This window comes from Pseudomonas sp. ADPe (assembly GCF_014843515.1).
GTDB classification, from domain to species: Bacteria; Pseudomonadota; Gammaproteobacteria; order Pseudomonadales; family Pseudomonadaceae; genus Pseudomonas; species Pseudomonas citronellolis.
Genome location: NZ_CP062122.1, coordinates 6,699,814 through 6,713,739 on the forward strand (window position 1 = coordinate 6,699,814; position 13,926 = coordinate 6,713,739).

16 protein-coding genes are annotated in these 13,926 nt (G+C 57.2%); 9 read left to right on the forward strand and 7 right to left on the reverse strand.

Going from position 1 to position 13,926, the window contains the following annotated elements; translation table 11 throughout:
- Positions 1 to 12: 12 nt before the first annotated feature.
- Together IG194_RS30260 and IG194_RS30265 are read right to left on the reverse strand one after the other, a co-directional pair.
- On the reverse strand, positions 13 to 492 hold the full coding sequence (locus tag IG194_RS30260; protein ID WP_318652535.1) for an MFS transporter: 480 nt from the start codon (positions 490 to 492) through the stop codon (positions 13 to 15).
- A 141-nt stretch (positions 493 to 633) separates the two neighbouring features.
- Positions 634 to 1,614, reverse strand: coding sequence for a DNA-binding protein (locus IG194_RS30265; protein ID WP_054906881.1), 981 nt, complete (start codon positions 1,612 to 1,614; stop codon positions 634 to 636).
- Between the two features lie 180 nt (positions 1,615 to 1,794).
- Between IG194_RS30265 and IG194_RS30270 the strand changes: the two genes are divergently transcribed.
- Positions 1,795 to 2,766, forward strand: coding sequence for a site-specific integrase (locus IG194_RS30270; protein ID WP_054906880.1), 972 nt, complete (start codon positions 1,795 to 1,797; stop codon positions 2,764 to 2,766).
- A 129-nt stretch (positions 2,767 to 2,895) separates the two neighbouring features.
- Here IG194_RS30270 and IG194_RS30275 read toward each other — a convergent pair whose 3' ends face one another.
- Genes IG194_RS30275 through IG194_RS30285 form a run of 3 tightly spaced genes read right to left on the reverse strand, consistent with a single transcriptional unit; the run spans position 2,896 to position 4,870 of the window.
- Positions 2,896 to 3,402, reverse strand: coding sequence for a TPM domain-containing protein (locus IG194_RS30275; protein WP_054906879.1), 507 nt, complete (start codon positions 3,400 to 3,402; stop codon positions 2,896 to 2,898).
- Entirely contained in the window at positions 3,396 to 4,235 is an 840-nt protein-coding gene (locus IG194_RS33115; protein ID WP_054906878.1) for a TPM domain-containing protein, read from the reverse strand. The genes IG194_RS30275 and IG194_RS33115 overlap by 7 nt, the downstream gene beginning before the upstream one ends.
- Positions 4,235 to 4,870: a LemA family protein gene (locus IG194_RS30285; RefSeq protein ID WP_058489806.1), complete on the reverse strand. Its 636-nt coding sequence runs from the start codon at positions 4,868 to 4,870 to the stop codon at positions 4,235 to 4,237. The genes IG194_RS33115 and IG194_RS30285 overlap by 1 nt, the downstream gene beginning before the upstream one ends.
- Before the next feature lie 369 nt (positions 4,871 to 5,239).
- Between IG194_RS30285 and IG194_RS30290 the strand changes: the two genes are divergently transcribed.
- The 7 genes from IG194_RS30290 to IG194_RS30320 all read left to right on the forward strand — a co-directional run bounded on the left by IG194_RS30290 (position 5,240) and on the right by IG194_RS30320 (position 10,888).
- On the forward strand, positions 5,240 to 5,896 hold the full coding sequence (locus IG194_RS30290; protein WP_054906876.1) for a methyltransferase family protein: 657 nt from the start codon (positions 5,240 to 5,242) through the stop codon (positions 5,894 to 5,896).
- A gap of 272 nt (positions 5,897 to 6,168) precedes the next feature.
- A complete protein-coding gene (locus IG194_RS33200) occupies positions 6,169 to 6,498 on the forward strand; it encodes a DUF2933 domain-containing protein (RefSeq protein WP_082450462.1) in 330 nt (109 codons plus the stop codon).
- Positions 6,499 to 6,931: 433 nt separating this feature from the next.
- A complete protein-coding gene (locus IG194_RS30300) occupies positions 6,932 to 7,387 on the forward strand; it encodes a hypothetical protein (RefSeq protein WP_054906875.1) in 456 nt (151 codons plus the stop codon).
- 76 nt (positions 7,388 to 7,463) lie between these two features.
- Positions 7,464 to 7,703, forward strand: a complete 240-nt coding sequence (locus IG194_RS30305) for a DUF2933 domain-containing protein (RefSeq protein WP_054906874.1) — start codon at positions 7,464 to 7,466, stop codon at positions 7,701 to 7,703.
- 3 nt (positions 7,704 to 7,706) lie between these two features.
- A complete protein-coding gene (locus tag IG194_RS30310) occupies positions 7,707 to 10,052 on the forward strand; it encodes a heavy metal translocating P-type ATPase (RefSeq protein WP_225617148.1) in 2,346 nt (781 codons plus the stop codon).
- A 107-nt stretch (positions 10,053 to 10,159) separates the two neighbouring features.
- Positions 10,160 to 10,429, forward strand: coding sequence for a heavy-metal-associated domain-containing protein (locus IG194_RS30315; protein WP_054906872.1), 270 nt, complete (start codon positions 10,160 to 10,162; stop codon positions 10,427 to 10,429).
- A 12-nt stretch (positions 10,430 to 10,441) separates the two neighbouring features.
- The gene (locus tag IG194_RS30320; protein WP_225617246.1) at positions 10,442 to 10,888 is read left to right on the forward strand and encodes a DUF411 domain-containing protein; all 447 of its coding nucleotides are present in this window, start codon (positions 10,442 to 10,444) and stop codon (positions 10,886 to 10,888) included.
- A 69-nt stretch (positions 10,889 to 10,957) separates the two neighbouring features.
- Here IG194_RS30320 and IG194_RS30325 read toward each other — a convergent pair whose 3' ends face one another.
- A complete protein-coding gene (locus IG194_RS30325; RefSeq protein WP_058489808.1) occupies positions 10,958 to 12,331 on the reverse strand; it encodes a heavy metal sensor histidine kinase in 1,374 nt (457 codons plus the stop codon).
- Positions 12,328 to 13,011 (reverse strand): heavy metal response regulator transcription factor, encoded by a 684-nt coding sequence (locus tag IG194_RS30330; protein WP_058489809.1) that lies wholly within the window; start codon positions 13,009 to 13,011, stop codon positions 12,328 to 12,330. The genes IG194_RS30325 and IG194_RS30330 overlap by 4 nt, the downstream gene beginning before the upstream one ends.
- A 336-nt stretch (positions 13,012 to 13,347) precedes the next feature.
- Between IG194_RS30330 and IG194_RS30335 the strand changes: the two genes are divergently transcribed.
- Positions 13,348 to 13,893: a plastocyanin/azurin family copper-binding protein gene (locus tag IG194_RS30335; protein WP_054906868.1), complete on the forward strand. Its 546-nt coding sequence runs from the start codon at positions 13,348 to 13,350 to the stop codon at positions 13,891 to 13,893.
- Positions 13,894 to 13,926 lie beyond the last annotated feature (33 nt).

Below are 13,926 nucleotides of genomic sequence, written 5' to 3' on the forward strand. Positions count from 1 at the left end.
CGCCGCCCGGGCTCAGGCCGGGACCGACAGCGGCCTCCGGCAGCCCAGCCAGACCAGCAGGGCCGCCAGCAGCTGGCTGCCGGCGAAGAAGTCGAACAGGTCCTGTGTGCTCCACTGGGCATCGAGCAGCACCCCCGCGATGGCCGGCGACAGGATCGCCCCCAGGCGCCCGGTCGCCAGCACCAGGCCCACGCCGCTGGTGCGAGCCGCAGTGAGGAAGGCCTGGGGCGCGAGGATGAAGAGCGCCGCGATGGCGCCATTGAGCGACAGCCCCGCGCCGAAGCCCACGGCGATGGCCAGCGGCGGGACGCGGGTGGCCGGCACCAGCAGCGTCATCAGCACGGCATTGAGCAGCAGCAGGCCCAGCAACAGCTGGCGGCCCCCTGCGCGATTCGCCGCCAGGCCCACCAGCAAGGCGCCGAGCATGCCGCCGAGGCCCAGCAACAGCCCGCCGGTGGAGCCCTGCTTTTCGGAAAAGCCGTTGTGCAGCATCAGGGGGTTATGCCGAGATAAGGGGAAAATTAGGACATTTGGCTTCTAAGCTTTTGATTTTAAAAATGTCTGCCGGCGAAATTTTGATCCACATCACCGGCCCATGGACTTACGACCCCTGCCCCAAGCTGGCATAGCAGGTTATGTGCCGTCAGCAACGCCACTGCTCGTTGCCGCAGGCTGATCAAGCAACTTCAATTGCGTGGTGACCTCGATCAAGCGCTCCCTGAGACTCTGCGCTTGTAGGGCCTGTTCCGTGGAAGTATTGCGAAGGCTGTTTGCTTCATCTTGCAGGGACTGAAGCCGATGTTCCTGAGCCGCGTTCGTGCGTTCGGCATTGGCCAGTGTCTGGTTAGTTTGAGCCAAGAGCTGCTGCTGGGCGCGCTGTTCCTTCTGCTGCTGACGAATCTCGGCGAGCAGGCGCGCATTGTCACGATTCAACTGTGTCAGTTCGTCCTGCTTGATCATCAGGGTTTGCTGCAACTGCCGCAGCTCCATTTGCAGTTGTTGTACCTGGGCCTCATGCCGACGCTGCTCCTGCTCACGCTGCTCCTTGCTAGCCACGCGATAATGTTCAAGGGCATCGCGGGCGTGCTGATGTTTCTCTTCAAGTGAGCGAATCTGCCCGTCGCGATCTTGCAGACGTGTTTCCAGATCGCCATTGGCTTGCCGTAGGCGAGCTATCTCAATGTCGGCCTGCTGGCGTTGCTGCTGCTCTTGCTGGAGGTTCTGCTCTAAGGCCTGAAGCTTCTCCGCGTGGGCAGTGCATTGCGCCTCGAATTGCTGGCTGCGGTACTCCGCCTGATGAATGCGCTCATGGTAGTCGCGCCGCTCGCGGGCTAGCTGCTCCCGCTCCTCGGCTACCGCCGCTTGCGCCTCCTCCGTTAACTGTCCCGCCATCTGCGCAACCAGATTGGCCAACTGCTCGCTCAGCGGAATTGCTGCTGAGCTACGCCCTCGCTCAGCCTCTTCCAGCTCCTTCAAGTAGCGATGAATTGTGGTCCTCGAACCGGTGTTGCCAAGTTCGACCCGCACGGCATCGATGCTGGGGTGTTCGCCACGCGCCAGGATGGCCTGCCGTGCCTTATGAACGACTGCCTTGTTGATGCCGCCGCGAGCCATGAGCTTCTCCTACAATTTCATACTGAAATACATACCATGTATATACATACTAACTATAGGGTAAATGGAACCAAAGCGAGGGCAGATTTTCTGATAAAATAATGGAAGATTATTCGATGACATCGAGCTGTTCGGTCACCTAACGGCCGTTTTCCGGTACGAAACAGGCATAAGTCAGCGATGAAAGATGTCGAGCGTTACCTGCAGGCCGGTACGCGGGAAAACACCCGTCGCAGTTATCAGTCTGCTGTCGAGCACTTCGAGGTGGCGTGGGGTGGTTTCCTGCCGGCCACCAGCGACAGCATCGTCCGCTACCTGGTGGACTACGCCGACAGCTTGAGTCTCAACACGCTCAAGCAACGCCTCGCCGCCCTGGCCCAATGGCACGTCAGCCAGGGCTTTCCGGATCCGACCAAGACGCCCATGGTGCGTCAGATCCTCAAAGGCATCCGTACGCTGCACCCAGTTCAGGTCAAGCAGGCGGCGCCGCTGCAGTTGCTGCACCTGGAGCAGACCATCCACTGGCTCGAGCAGGAAGCGGTTCGCGCGCACCGAGCCGATGATTCGGCAGGCTATTTGCGCTGCCGGCGTGATGTCGCGTTACTCCTGATCGGGTTCTGGCGTGGCTTTCGTAGCGATGAGCTATGCCGATTGCAGGTCGAACACATCCAAGCCGAAGCCGGTGCCGGCATGACATTGTTCCTGCCCTGGAGCAAGGGGGACCGGAACAACCAAGGCACCACCCACTACGCACCGGCGTTGCAGCGCCTCTGCCCAGTGCAGGCCTACCTGGACTGGATCAGTGCGGCAGGGATTGCCCGAGGTGCTGTGTTCCGTCGACTAGATCGCTGGGGCCACATGAATGAACAAGCCTTGAACCCGGGCAGCCTAATCAACCTGCTGCGCCAGATTCTGCAGCAGGCCGGCGTTCCGGCCGAGGCGTACACCAGTCACTCGCTGCGGCGGGGTTTTGCCACTTGGGCGGTGGCCAACGGCTGGGATATCAAGGCGCTGATGACTTACGTGGGCTGGAAGGACATCAAGTCAGCGATGCGCTACATCGACCCGGCGATCTCGTTTGGCGGCCTGGCAGCAAAGCGTACTCTTGAGTCCACCGTCGACACGCTGGCTATTTGCCAACCTTCCCACTGATAGCCGCTCCTTCTCAGGAAGCACCTTGCCTTAATCTATCGCTGAGCAACGGCAAGAGTTGAGTCGCTTTCGCGAGGCTGAGGTTCGTCAAGGCATGATCGCGGCACGTAGCGGGCATTAGCTTTCCTGTCACCAAACGACTGGACGATCCGGCAGTTCATTCCTGCGCCCGCTCGTTGGGGGGAAGTGCCCTGCAAGAAGTTGAGTAGTGGAGCGAATGCCTTCGACGGCTCCCGCCTCGAAGTTGCCTATCTGGAATCTTGCCTCCATGGCCTCGCAGATGCTTATCCACTCGCGCTCATTGACCCTGGAATGGATCCCTCTATCCGCAATGATCTCGACCACACGGTCAGCCAATAGCACGTAGATGAGCACTCCATTGTTATGTTCGGTGTCCCACACCCGCAGCAAGGAGAAAACCTCCAGCGCACGCCCTCTAGTCGACTGCTGATTCAGCAATTTGGCAATTGGCAGTGCCCCTTCCACAGCAAAGCGAATCTGCCCGGCATGCAGCCTCTCGCTCGCCGCGATTTCCTCCTTGATCGTATCCAATGTACCTCGTGAGAACGCGCGCCGTACCTGCCACGGCGTCATCAACAGATGACGGACCAAGCGCTGGATTGTGCTTATCACCATTTTCCTGACGCCCCTCCACCGCCAAAGCTGCCGCCGCCACCACCAAATCCTCCGAATCCACCACCTGATCTGCCGCCGCTATGCCAGCCCCCACCGTGGCCTATACCCCCACCGAACAGGATGAATAAGAACGCGATCAAGGCAGCCATCAGTGGGGCCCCAATACCCCCGAAAAGCACCCAAGACAGCGCACCGACGCCGGTGCCGGTCAATAGCGCTGCAGGCATACGCCCCAGCGCCGAGCGAAGTGCTCCACCTACGACAAACGTGAGCATCAAGACAACCGGAATCAGCCTTGAGAAATCATCTGGCCTACCGTTGGCCCGCGGCTTCACCGGGGGGAGTGATTCCCCACTGGCCACGCCTATCATGCTGTCTACGCCTGCATCGATGCCGCCATAGAAATCGCCCCGTTTGAAACGTGGCACGATGATTTCACTGATGATGCGTTTGGCTGTGGCATCCGTCAGGACGCCTTCCAAACCGTACCCAACCTCAATGCGAAGTGCGCGATCATTCTTCGCCACGATCAAGAGGGCTCCGTCGTCCACACGACTGCGCCCGAGCTTCCACTTCTCGACTACGCGAATGGAGTACTGGTCGATGGTTTCCTCACCTGTACTTGGAACGATCAGAACGGCGAGCTGACTTCCCTTCTGTGCTTCGAAGCTCTGCAGTTTGTTTTCAAGCATCGCAGCCTGTTGAGCCGTGAGTGTCGCCGTTAAGTCGGTGACCCGCTTGCTTAACGGAGGGACCTCTAACGGTTGTGCTCCAGCCAGCAACGTCCAGCCAAGCATGAACGCCGCAAACAAGCCCCGTACGAAAACGCTCATCAGTAGTTCGCCCCAGGTGCGCTCTCCTTGGGCTTGTTCGATGCGGGCGCTCCGAAATCAACCTGCGGCGGAGTTGAGATGGCCCGTTCATTCTCAACACTGAAATTGGGCTTGACCTTGTAGCCAAATGCCATCGCTGTCAGGTTGGATGGGAAGCGGCGGACCGTGACGTTGTATTCCTGCACCGCCTTGATGTATCGGTTGCGAGCGACAGTAATGCGGTTCTCGGTCCCTTCTAGCTGCGCCTGTAGATCACGAAAGGCAGCATCCGCCTTCAGCTGGGGATAGTTCTCTGAAACCACCAAGAGCCGCGAAAGCGCCCCGGAAAGCTGGGCTTGCGCCTCCTGGAAACGAGCGAAAGCTTGAGGGTCGTTGGCCAGTTCAGGCGTCACTTGGATGCCACCAACCCGGGCTCGAGCTGCTGTTACCTGCTCTAGCACCTCCTTCTCATGGGCGGCATAACCTTTGACCGTATTGACCAGGTTTGGCACCAGATCAGCACGCCGTTGGTACTGATTGAGCACCTCGGCCCAACTTGATTTGATCTGTTCATCATTTGACTGGAGGTCGTTGTAGCCGCATCCCGACAATCCAAGTATTAGAAAAGTAAGCATTAGAGCCCATGCTTTATTCATTTTTGCTCTCTGCGATGTTAGTAGGGAACTATCGAAATGATAGTGCTGAATTTCGATCCCTGCGCAGCCTTAACGCAGCATTACAAGAATGTAATTTCCGCATAAGCTTTTTGACAGGTAACTAAGCTAGCGTATTAGAAAAGAAATTCCCTTAGGTTATTGGGTTCGTCATTATTGCTTTTCATTAATGTTAAGCCGCTGATGAGCGACCGCCGGAGGAGTAGCATGGTACATACAGCTATGCCTCCAGGCTGCGCTAGCGACCAATTTCATAAAATCGAGAGGCGATGGTTATGAACAACATGGGATCCGTGCACGGTTGGTAATGGTAATTAAACGCCCTGCTAATTGTTTCAAAGGAGAACTCTCATGACGCATGACATGTCAGCTTATGGCCTGTGGGGATTGGTGATCATCAACTCATTGGTGTTCATAATCTTTGCATTTAGCTTTTTCAAACCCAAATCAGCTCGTGACTGGCGAAGCTTTGGCGCATTCAGCGCCTTCTTGATAGCGTTGTTTTCTGAAATGTATGGCTTTCCGTTGACGATTTACCTGCTGTCGGGCTGGCTCGGCAGTCGCTATCCCGGCGTCGACTTCTTTTCACATGACGCGGGTCATCTACTTGAGTTCTTATTTGGCTGGAAAGCCAATCCCCATTGGGGACCTTTTCATATAGCCAGTAGCGCCATTCTTATTGGAGGTTTTTGGTTGCTAGCCTCTGCCTGGCGGGTTCTTTACGAGGCACAAAAGGCCGGTGAAATAGCAGCCACGGGGCCTTATGGAAGGATTCGTCATCCGCAATATGTGGGTTTTGTAATGATCATGTTCAGTTTTCTTCTGCAATGGCCGACCTTGATAACGATTATCATGTTCCCTGTGCTGGTGTTCATGTATGCGCGCCTAGCAAAATCTGAAGAGCGTGATTCACTCACTCAATTTGGTGACGCCTACCGCCGATATATGAGTGAAGTTCCAGCCTTCATCCCGCGCCTAAGAGGAGGAAAAGTACAAGCAAAACTATAACTTTCACTTGGCGTAATAAGTGTGGCCCTATGGGAGGGTGTCGCGGCTACATACACAAGGGCTAGGAAAGTCTGGAGATTCTATGAGGGCGGTGAGTGACCTCGTCGGTCGTGTGGCGCTCAGGCCTGAGCCAGCTAGACCTAGACAGGAAGGCTCAACGTTCCGCTTGAGGTTCTGTTCGAGTCGCCGCCAGGATCACTCCTAACCCAATTGATGCGGAAGTAGCCCCACCCTACAACCGCCTACGAGTTAATCATAAGGGAGCGCATATCATGCCCCGATTCGATAGTCGATTTCGCAACGCAGGCCGTGCCAATTGGTTCTTTCTCGGATTTCTTGCCATCGCCGGCTATTTCCTGATCACCGAGCATCAGGCCCACGTCGTACCCTACCTCCCATTTTTGTTGTTGTTGGCCTGCCCCTTAATGCACCTGCTGATGCATGGCGGACATGGTCATGGAGAGCATGCAGGACATGTAAGTGGAAGCCGTGATGAGCATGGCGCCCACGGTGGTTGTGGTGGTCATAGGCACAGCAACGCACGTGAAGAGCAACAGCAGGCGCCCCGACAGCAAGATCAATCGCAAGAGCGAAGACCGTGAAACTACCGTTCCTTGGCGCCAATTGTGTAGTGATGCCACCGGTTTTTGCGAGTCGAGCCCCACGCGAACGGCACAACCTTGCATAAGAATTACATTATTGTAATTTCTGCTTAAGCTTTCTAACAGGAAGAGGCGCTAGCGTATTGGGATAGCTATGCGCTTAAGTTATTTTCCGGCTGCCAGGCTGTCGAGGGCTAGGTGACTTGCAATTAACAGTGAATGCAGAGTTTGAAGATCCATCTCCTAGTCGTTTGATTCAAATCAATTTTTAACTACGTGCACAATTGGTAGCTTTACTAAGAATCTCATCAACTACGACGCCGCTCACTAATCAGGAACTTTGTCTCGTATGGCTATCATGCTGTGGTAGCGAGAGGTCACGGTGACTATCAGTCTAAGGCTCACTATGAACCAGATTAATCTGGAGGATTTTATGCATATGCACGTTAAATCACTGATTGCCGCTATGCTGATCAGCAGCCCACTGATCGCCTCGGCTACCGACGAACACCATCCGGACCAAAATGCTGCAGCCTCTGCAACGACTAAGAGCGAGACAGCTACTGCCCAAGACAAAGCTATGGCTGAGCAGGTCAAGAAGATGCAGGCCATTCACGACAAGATCGCCGCAGCCAAGACCCCGGAGGAGCGGCAATCAGCCATGCAAGAGGGTATGAAAGCTATGCGGGAGGGTCTTGGCATGATGCAGAAGGGCTGCGGCGGAGCGGGCATGGGACAGCACATGCAGATGATGGACTCGAAGATGATGGGCACGATGATGCAGATGATGGACCAACAGGCGGGCATGATGGGCCAAGGATCGGGCATGCAAGGTATGCCGATGCAGGGAATGCCCATGCAGCCGCCGACCCAGAAGCCCGCGCAGTAATCGTTCGGCGCGGCCTGGCGGGCTACACCGTGTCCAAGCTGCGCCGTGGCATCCCACTCGGCCCTGGTAAATACTCATGAACCTCAGTCTGCCACCGGCATCCTTCTGGCGAAGCAGACCCGGCATCGCCCTGGGTATGCTGCTGGTCATCGCGCTCTTCTACTTCGCTCGTGAACACTTCGCCCACATCTCCCTGCTATTGCCGTACGCGATTTTGTTGCTGTGCCCGCTGATGCACCTATTCGGTCACCACCACGGCGGGCAAGGCCATCATCACGGCGCAGAAAACATCCCCAAGGACGACGACAAAGGCTGACTCATGCACAGTCATCAACACTTGCACCAGGCGCCACCGACTGGTGCGGCGTCATCCGAAGCGAAGGACCCGGTTTGTGGCATGGCGATCAGTCCGGCCAGCCCTCATCGCATGGAGTTCGCGGGAAAGACCTGGCTGTTCTGCAGCGACAAGTGTCGGGCGAAGTTCCAGGCCGCGCCTGAGCGCTATAGCGCGACTGCACAAGTCCCGTCGACGAATGCTCCTGAAGCGGCAGCCGAGGTTTGGTACACCTGTCCGATGCATCCCGAGATTCGTCAGCTCGGCCCAGGGACCTGCCCTAAGTGCGGCATGACACTGGAGCCGGTGCTACCGGAGCTGGAGCAGGAGGAGAACCCCGAACTTAGGGACTTCTCCCGGCGCTTCTGGTGGACCCTGCCGCTGACCGTCGTCGTCACCTTGCTGGCCATGGGCGGACATGCCTTGAACCTGTTCCATGGCGCTGCGCAGAACTGGGTCGAGCTGGCGATTGCCAGCCCGGTCGTGCTCTGGGCGGGGTGGCCGTTTTACGTTCGAGGGGTACGCTCGGTCATCCAGCGCAGCCCCAACATGTGGACGCTGATCGGCCTCGGCACAGCCGCCGCCTATCTCTACAGTGTCGTGGCCACTCTCGTGCCTTCAGTGTTCCCGACAACCTTCATGATGGAAGGGCGAGTTGGTGTCTATTTCGAGGCAGCCGCGGTCATCATCTCGCTGACCCTGCTGGGCCAGATGCTCGAACTCAAGGCGCGCTCACAAACTTCGGCTGCCATCAAATCGCTGCTCGGTTTAGCACCGAAGACAGCCCGCCGCATTAACGCCGATGGCAGCGAAGAAGACATTCCACTGAGCAATGTGCATCCGGGCGACCGACTGCGCGTGCGCCCCGGCGAGAAGATCCCGGTTGATGGCGTGGTCGTGCAGGGCGAAAGCGCCGTCGATGAGTCCATGCTGACTGGCGAACCCTTGCCGGTGCTGAAACAGGTAAACGACACGCTCATCGGCGCCACCTTGAACACCCACGGCAGCTTGGTGATGCAGGCGGAGAAGGTCGGCTCAGCAACCATGCTTGCGCAGATCGTGCAGATGGTCGTGCAGGCGCAGCGCTCGAAGGCGCCGATGCAGCGCCTGGCCGATGTGATTGCCGGCTACTTTGTGATGGTCGTGATTGCTATCGCTGTCCTCACCCTGGTTGGCTGGGGAATATGGGGGCCGCAGCCCAGTTGGGTATTTGGCCTGATCAACGCGGTGGCAGTGCTGATTATTGCCTGCCCTTGCGCCCTTGGTCTGGCGACGCCCATGTCGGTGATGGTCGCCACGGGCAAAGCTGCTGGTAGTGGGGTGTTGTTCCGTGACGCGGCGGCCATCGAGAATTTACGCAAGATCGATACGCTGATCGTCGACAAGACCGGCACCCTCACCGAAGGCCGTCCCGCCTTCCAGAGCGTCGAGGCAGCAGCCGGCTTCAGCGCTGACGAGGTACTGCGCCTGGCCGCCAGCCTGGACCAAGGCAGCGAGCATCCCCTGGCTCAGGCCATCGTCGAGCAGGCTCGGACGCGGAGCCTGGCGTTGAGCGACGCGGAAGAGTTCGAGAGCGCGTCGGGGATTGGCGTGCGCGGCCGGGTTGACGGGCGGCATCTGTTGCTGGGTAACACCGCGCTGCTGGCCGACGCCGGCGTGTCCTGTGAGGCCCTGCAGGCGCGGGCTGAGCAGTTGCGCAGCGAAGGTGCGAGCATCATGTATCTGGCGCTGGACGGCACCCTGGCCGGATTACTGGCGGTCGCAGACCCGATCAAGCCGACCTCCAAAGAAGCAGTGCAATACCTGCAAGACGTCGGAGTCAGGGTCATCATGGCCACCGGCGACGGTCCGACCACCGCTCGCTCGGTGGCTCGCCAATTGGGGATCGAGGAAGTGCACGGCGAGGTCAAACCACAGGATAAGGAGCGTTTGGCTGCCAATCTGCAAGCGGCCGGACATCGTGTGGCCATGGCCGGCGACGGCATCAACGATGCACCCGCCCTGGCGAGGGCCGATGTGGGCATCGCCATGGGTACCGGGACCGACGTAGCGATGAACAGCGCCCAAGTCACCCTGGTCAAAGGCGACCTACTGGGCATCCTCCGCGCGCGCAACTTGTCCATGGCAACGGTGCGCAACATGCACCAAAACCTGGCCTTCGCCTTCGCCTACAACGCCATGGGCATACCGCTGGCCGCCGGGTTGTTCTATCCGCTGACCGGACACCTGCTGTCCCCGATTATTGCGGCTTTGGCCATGAGCGTGAGTTCGGCATCGGTCGTCTTTAACGCCTTGCGCCTGCGTAGCGTCTCGATTGATGGCCGTGTGTAGCGGGCTTGACCTTGCCACGATGTCAAGGTCGAGCATGGTTTCAGGCCCCGAAGAGGCTCAGATGAAGTCCCGGGGAAGGTTGGTTTTCTAGTTGAGGAGTCACCACGATGAAATTCGTCGATCTGAGCGTTGAAGGTATGAGCTGCGCTTCTTGTGTTCGCCATGTGAATGCCGCACTGGCGCCGGTCGCGGGGGTTACCGAGGTGTCGGTCGACCTCGCGACGGGCCGGGTGCGCGTCAGCGGCAACGCCGACGCCCAGGCGCTGACGGCCGCACTGCAGGAGGCCGGTTATCCGGCCAAGGTCGAGGCCTCGGTCCAGGCTCCGCAAGGCACCAAGGCCCGTGGCTGCGGCGGCAGTTCCTGTGGCTGCCACTGAGAGGGAGAAAGCATCATGCGCAAGGCACTTCATCTGACGGCTCTGGCCGGCCTGCTCGTGGCGTCCTTCGCCCAGGCCTCCACATCTATCGACGTCTACCGCGATCCCAACTGCGGTTGCTGCAAGAACTGGATCAAGTACCTGGAGGCTAATGGCTTCAGCGTTAACGACCACGTCGAACCGAACATGAGCGCGCTCAAGCAGCGCCTTGGCGTGGCGCCGCGGCTGTCCTCCTGCCACACCGCGGTGATCGGCGGGAAGTTCGTCGAGGGACATGTTCCGGTAGCGCAGATCCGCGAGCTGGAGAAGCATCCGGAACTGGTCGGCATTGCCGCTCCGGGCATGCCCGCCGGCTCACCCGGTATGGAGATGGGCCAGGCCCGGCAGGCCTACCAAGTGATCGGCCTGACTCGTGATGGAACCGATGAGGTTATCGCTGACTATCCGGCGACCCAATAACCGCGAGGGACTCCGACAGGCGCGCCTTGAGCTCAATAAGACGCGCCGTTTAAAAGGGACCGCGCACCATTAAGTACGATACGGAAACTCCAAGTGGAACGCTGTCAAACCCTCTGTCGAGGTGCACCAGATGCGCCCGTGGTGGGCCTCGACGATGGAGCGTGAAATCGCTAGGCCAAGGCCTGCGTTATGCGAATCTCCCTCGCGGCGCGCGGGGTCTGCGCGGTAAAAGCGATCGAATAGCTTCTTCAGGTGCTCGGCGGGAATTGTATCGCCGGGGTTAATCACGGAAAGCGTCACGGCATCAGCACGACTCTCTATAGTCACGTCGATTGCTGCACCCGCTGGCGTGTAACGAACCGCATTCGATAACAGATTGGATATTGCTCGATGCAGCATCAGACTATCGCCTTGAATACACGCTCTGCCGTTAAGGCGAAGCTCGATGCCACGTTCCTCTGTAAGCAGGCTGTAGTATTCGAAGAGCTTTAGAATAACTTCATCGAGATGAATTTTTGCAGTATTAGGCCTGATAAGGCCATTGTCAGACTTAGCTAGGAAGAGCATGTCATCAATCATTCGTGACATGTGATTCAGGCTGTCAAGATTGGAATAGAGATTTTCCTCATAGTCCTCAATATGGCGTTTCTTGCTGAGAATCACCTCAGTATGCGTGAGCAGCGTTGTGATCGGGGTGCGGAGCTCATGGGCAATGTCAGCCGAGAAATTGGAGAGACGCACAAACGAATCGTCTAGCCTAGACAGCATGTCATTGAAAGAACTTACCAATTCTTGAAGCTCAGCGGGGACTGGAGCCAGTGGAATGCGCTCTTTCAGGGACTTTGCGGACATCGATGCTGCTACCGAAGTTACCTGGCGAATTGGTCGCAATCCACTCCTGACAACCACGACTCCTAAGGCACCACTGGCAATTGCGCTGATGGCTAGGCCTATCCAGAACCAACGCTCTAGCGTCATGAAAAAGTGTGCATGACTGGTGACGTCCAATACCAGGATTGCTTTTGCCGACTGAGGTCCAGACGGCGGCCCAACCCGCGCAGTCATGCCCCTGTACAGTCGACCATCATGCTCCCACTCCCACATGTTGGCGTTTACCTGCGAAAACTCAGCTGGTAAATCCGTAATGTTTGAATCTGAAAAGAGGACTTTACCGTCAGTGGTGGTAATCACCGCTTCCAGTTCATGGTGCGCGCCAAGTAGAGCGTTCAACTCCAACGCAATGTGGCTGTTCGCCTGGCTCGCATTCGATGCCACGAGAATTTGCTGAACAGAATCGAGCTTCTCGCTGATCGTCTGCTGATCCTGCGTCCAGAAATGCCGGCGACTGAGCTCACTGAAGCCAACTCCGGTAATGATTAAAACGGACACCACCGCAAGCATGAACATCAAGCTCATGCGCGCAGTTAGAGATAGTCGTTTCATTGCTCCTCGGGCTCTTCGAGCATGTACCCCATGCCTCTAACCGTATGGATCAGCTTGGGCTCAAAATCATCATCGATCTTGGCCCGAAGCCGCCGCACCGCCACCTCGATAACGTTCGTATCGCTATCGAAGTTCATGTCCCATACCTGAGAGGCAATCAGCGATTTCGGCAGAACCTCTCCGCGCCTCCGCATCAGCAGTTCAAGCAGCGAGAACTCCTTGGCGGTCAGGTCTATCCGCACGCCAGCGCGCATCGCCCGGCGCTTGAGGAGGTCCACCTCGAGATTGGCAATTTTCAAGGTCATTTGGGCCGGCGTCCCGGTTGCGCGCCGCAACAACGTGCGTACACGCGCCAAGAGTTCGGCAAAGGCAAACGGCTTGACCAGGTAATCATCGGCGCCCAGCTCAAGCCCCTTGACGCGATCATCCACGCCATCGCGAGCAGTCAGGAATAACACCGGAACCTCCTTTCCAGCGGCCCGCACCATGCGCAGCACCTCCCATCCGGTTAGGCCAGGCATCATGACGTCCAGGATGAGCAGGTCGTACGACTCGCCGAGGGCATGCTGGAGCGCATCAGTGCCTGAGCTGACCAAGTCAACATTGAAGCTGGCCTCACTCAGTCCTTGCTGCAGGTACAAGCCAATCTTGGGTTCGTCTTCCGCGACAAGAAGTCTCATTTTTCTGACTCATGGCTGAACAATGCTGGGAGTGTGCCGCTACTGGCCGCCACCAACCAGATACTGACAAAAATGTAATCTGAGCATAAGCCGAGGGTAAGGAAGGTAGCGCTAAGGTTTAGATGACTGCTAGAGCGAGTCATCGTCTGGGGCCATCTAAGCAGGTGAGCTGCGACGATTGGCGAGATCCCCTTAAGGCTCCTTTGGCCAAGCGGCGCCAATCCGGCGCCGTTTTTTTAGCAACCAGTGCCGTCGCTCAAGCGCTGATGCAACCTTCATGATTTTAGATTTAACTGTATTTGTATTTTAATTAACGATTCGTTTGAGAGGTGTTCTATGAAAGCCAAATTTTCGAATCTAATAGTTTGTATTTCTTTATTGGCCCTGTCGGCAGTTTCGATGGCTAGTGAGAAAGCCGCTAATTTCGACTTCGGACATCGTGGCGCGCCGGAAAAGGCAGATCGAACGATCGAAGTCAAGATTGGTGACCTTTACTTCGAGCCGTCTCGTATTGACGTGAAAGATGGCGAGACTGTCCGATTTGTTTTGAAAAATGAGGGGCTGGTGCTTCATGAATTCAACCTGGGCACCTCAGCGGCGCACTTAGCGCATCAGAAGGAAATGGTTGAGATGTTTAAGAGTGGTTATCTCACCGCAATGAAAGTTAACGATGCCGACCATGACATGGCTGGCATGGAAGGTGACATGCATGACATGAAAATGCCAAGCATGAACCACAGTGATGCCAACAGCGTCCTGATTGAGCCAGGTCAGACCAAAGAACTGGTTTGGACCTTTAGCAAGGCCTCTGGCCTGCAATTTGCCTGCAACATCCCTGGGCATTACCAGAAAGGGATGGTAGGACAGGTTGCCATTAACTAGATGAAATCAGAGCCTCTCGCGACACTAGAGCCG

Bases quoted from the DNA above. Each gene is read 5' to 3' on its own strand.
- IG194_RS30270 (WP_054906880.1), top strand. From the start codon at position 1,795: ATGAAAGATGTCGAGCGTTACCTGCAGGCCGGTACGCGGGAAAACACC.
- IG194_RS30330 (WP_058489809.1), bottom strand. From the start codon at position 13,011: ATGAGACTTCTTGTCGCGGAAGACGAACCCAAGATTGGCTTGTACCTG.
- IG194_RS30290 (WP_054906876.1), top strand. From the start codon at position 5,240: ATGACGCATGACATGTCAGCTTATGGCCTGTGGGGATTGGTGATCATC.
- IG194_RS30285 (WP_058489806.1), bottom strand. From the start codon at position 4,870: ATGAATAAAGCATGGGCTCTAATGCTTACTTTTCTAATACTTGGATTG.
- IG194_RS30300 (WP_054906875.1), top strand. From the start codon at position 6,932: ATGCATATGCACGTTAAATCACTGATTGCCGCTATGCTGATCAGCAGC.
- IG194_RS30265 (WP_054906881.1), bottom strand. From the start codon at position 1,614: ATGGCTCGCGGCGGCATCAACAAGGCAGTCGTTCATAAGGCACGGCAG.
- IG194_RS33115 (WP_054906878.1), bottom strand. From the start codon at position 4,235: ATGAGCGTTTTCGTACGGGGCTTGTTTGCGGCGTTCATGCTTGGCTGG.
- IG194_RS30305 (WP_054906874.1), top strand. From the start codon at position 7,464: ATGAACCTCAGTCTGCCACCGGCATCCTTCTGGCGAAGCAGACCCGGC.
- IG194_RS30310 (WP_225617148.1), top strand. From the start codon at position 7,707: ATGCACAGTCATCAACACTTGCACCAGGCGCCACCGACTGGTGCGGCG.
- IG194_RS30325 (WP_058489808.1), bottom strand. From the start codon at position 12,331: ATGAAACGACTATCTCTAACTGCGCGCATGAGCTTGATGTTCATGCTT.
- IG194_RS30315 (WP_054906872.1), top strand. From the start codon at position 10,160: ATGAAATTCGTCGATCTGAGCGTTGAAGGTATGAGCTGCGCTTCTTGT.
- IG194_RS30275 (WP_054906879.1), bottom strand. From the start codon at position 3,402: ATGGTGATAAGCACAATCCAGCGCTTGGTCCGTCATCTGTTGATGACG.
- IG194_RS30335 (WP_054906868.1), top strand. From the start codon at position 13,348: ATGAAAGCCAAATTTTCGAATCTAATAGTTTGTATTTCTTTATTGGCC.
- IG194_RS30260 (WP_318652535.1), bottom strand. From the start codon at position 492: ATGCTGCACAACGGCTTTTCCGAAAAGCAGGGCTCCACCGGCGGGCTG.
- IG194_RS33200 (WP_082450462.1), top strand. From the start codon at position 6,169: ATGCCCCGATTCGATAGTCGATTTCGCAACGCAGGCCGTGCCAATTGG.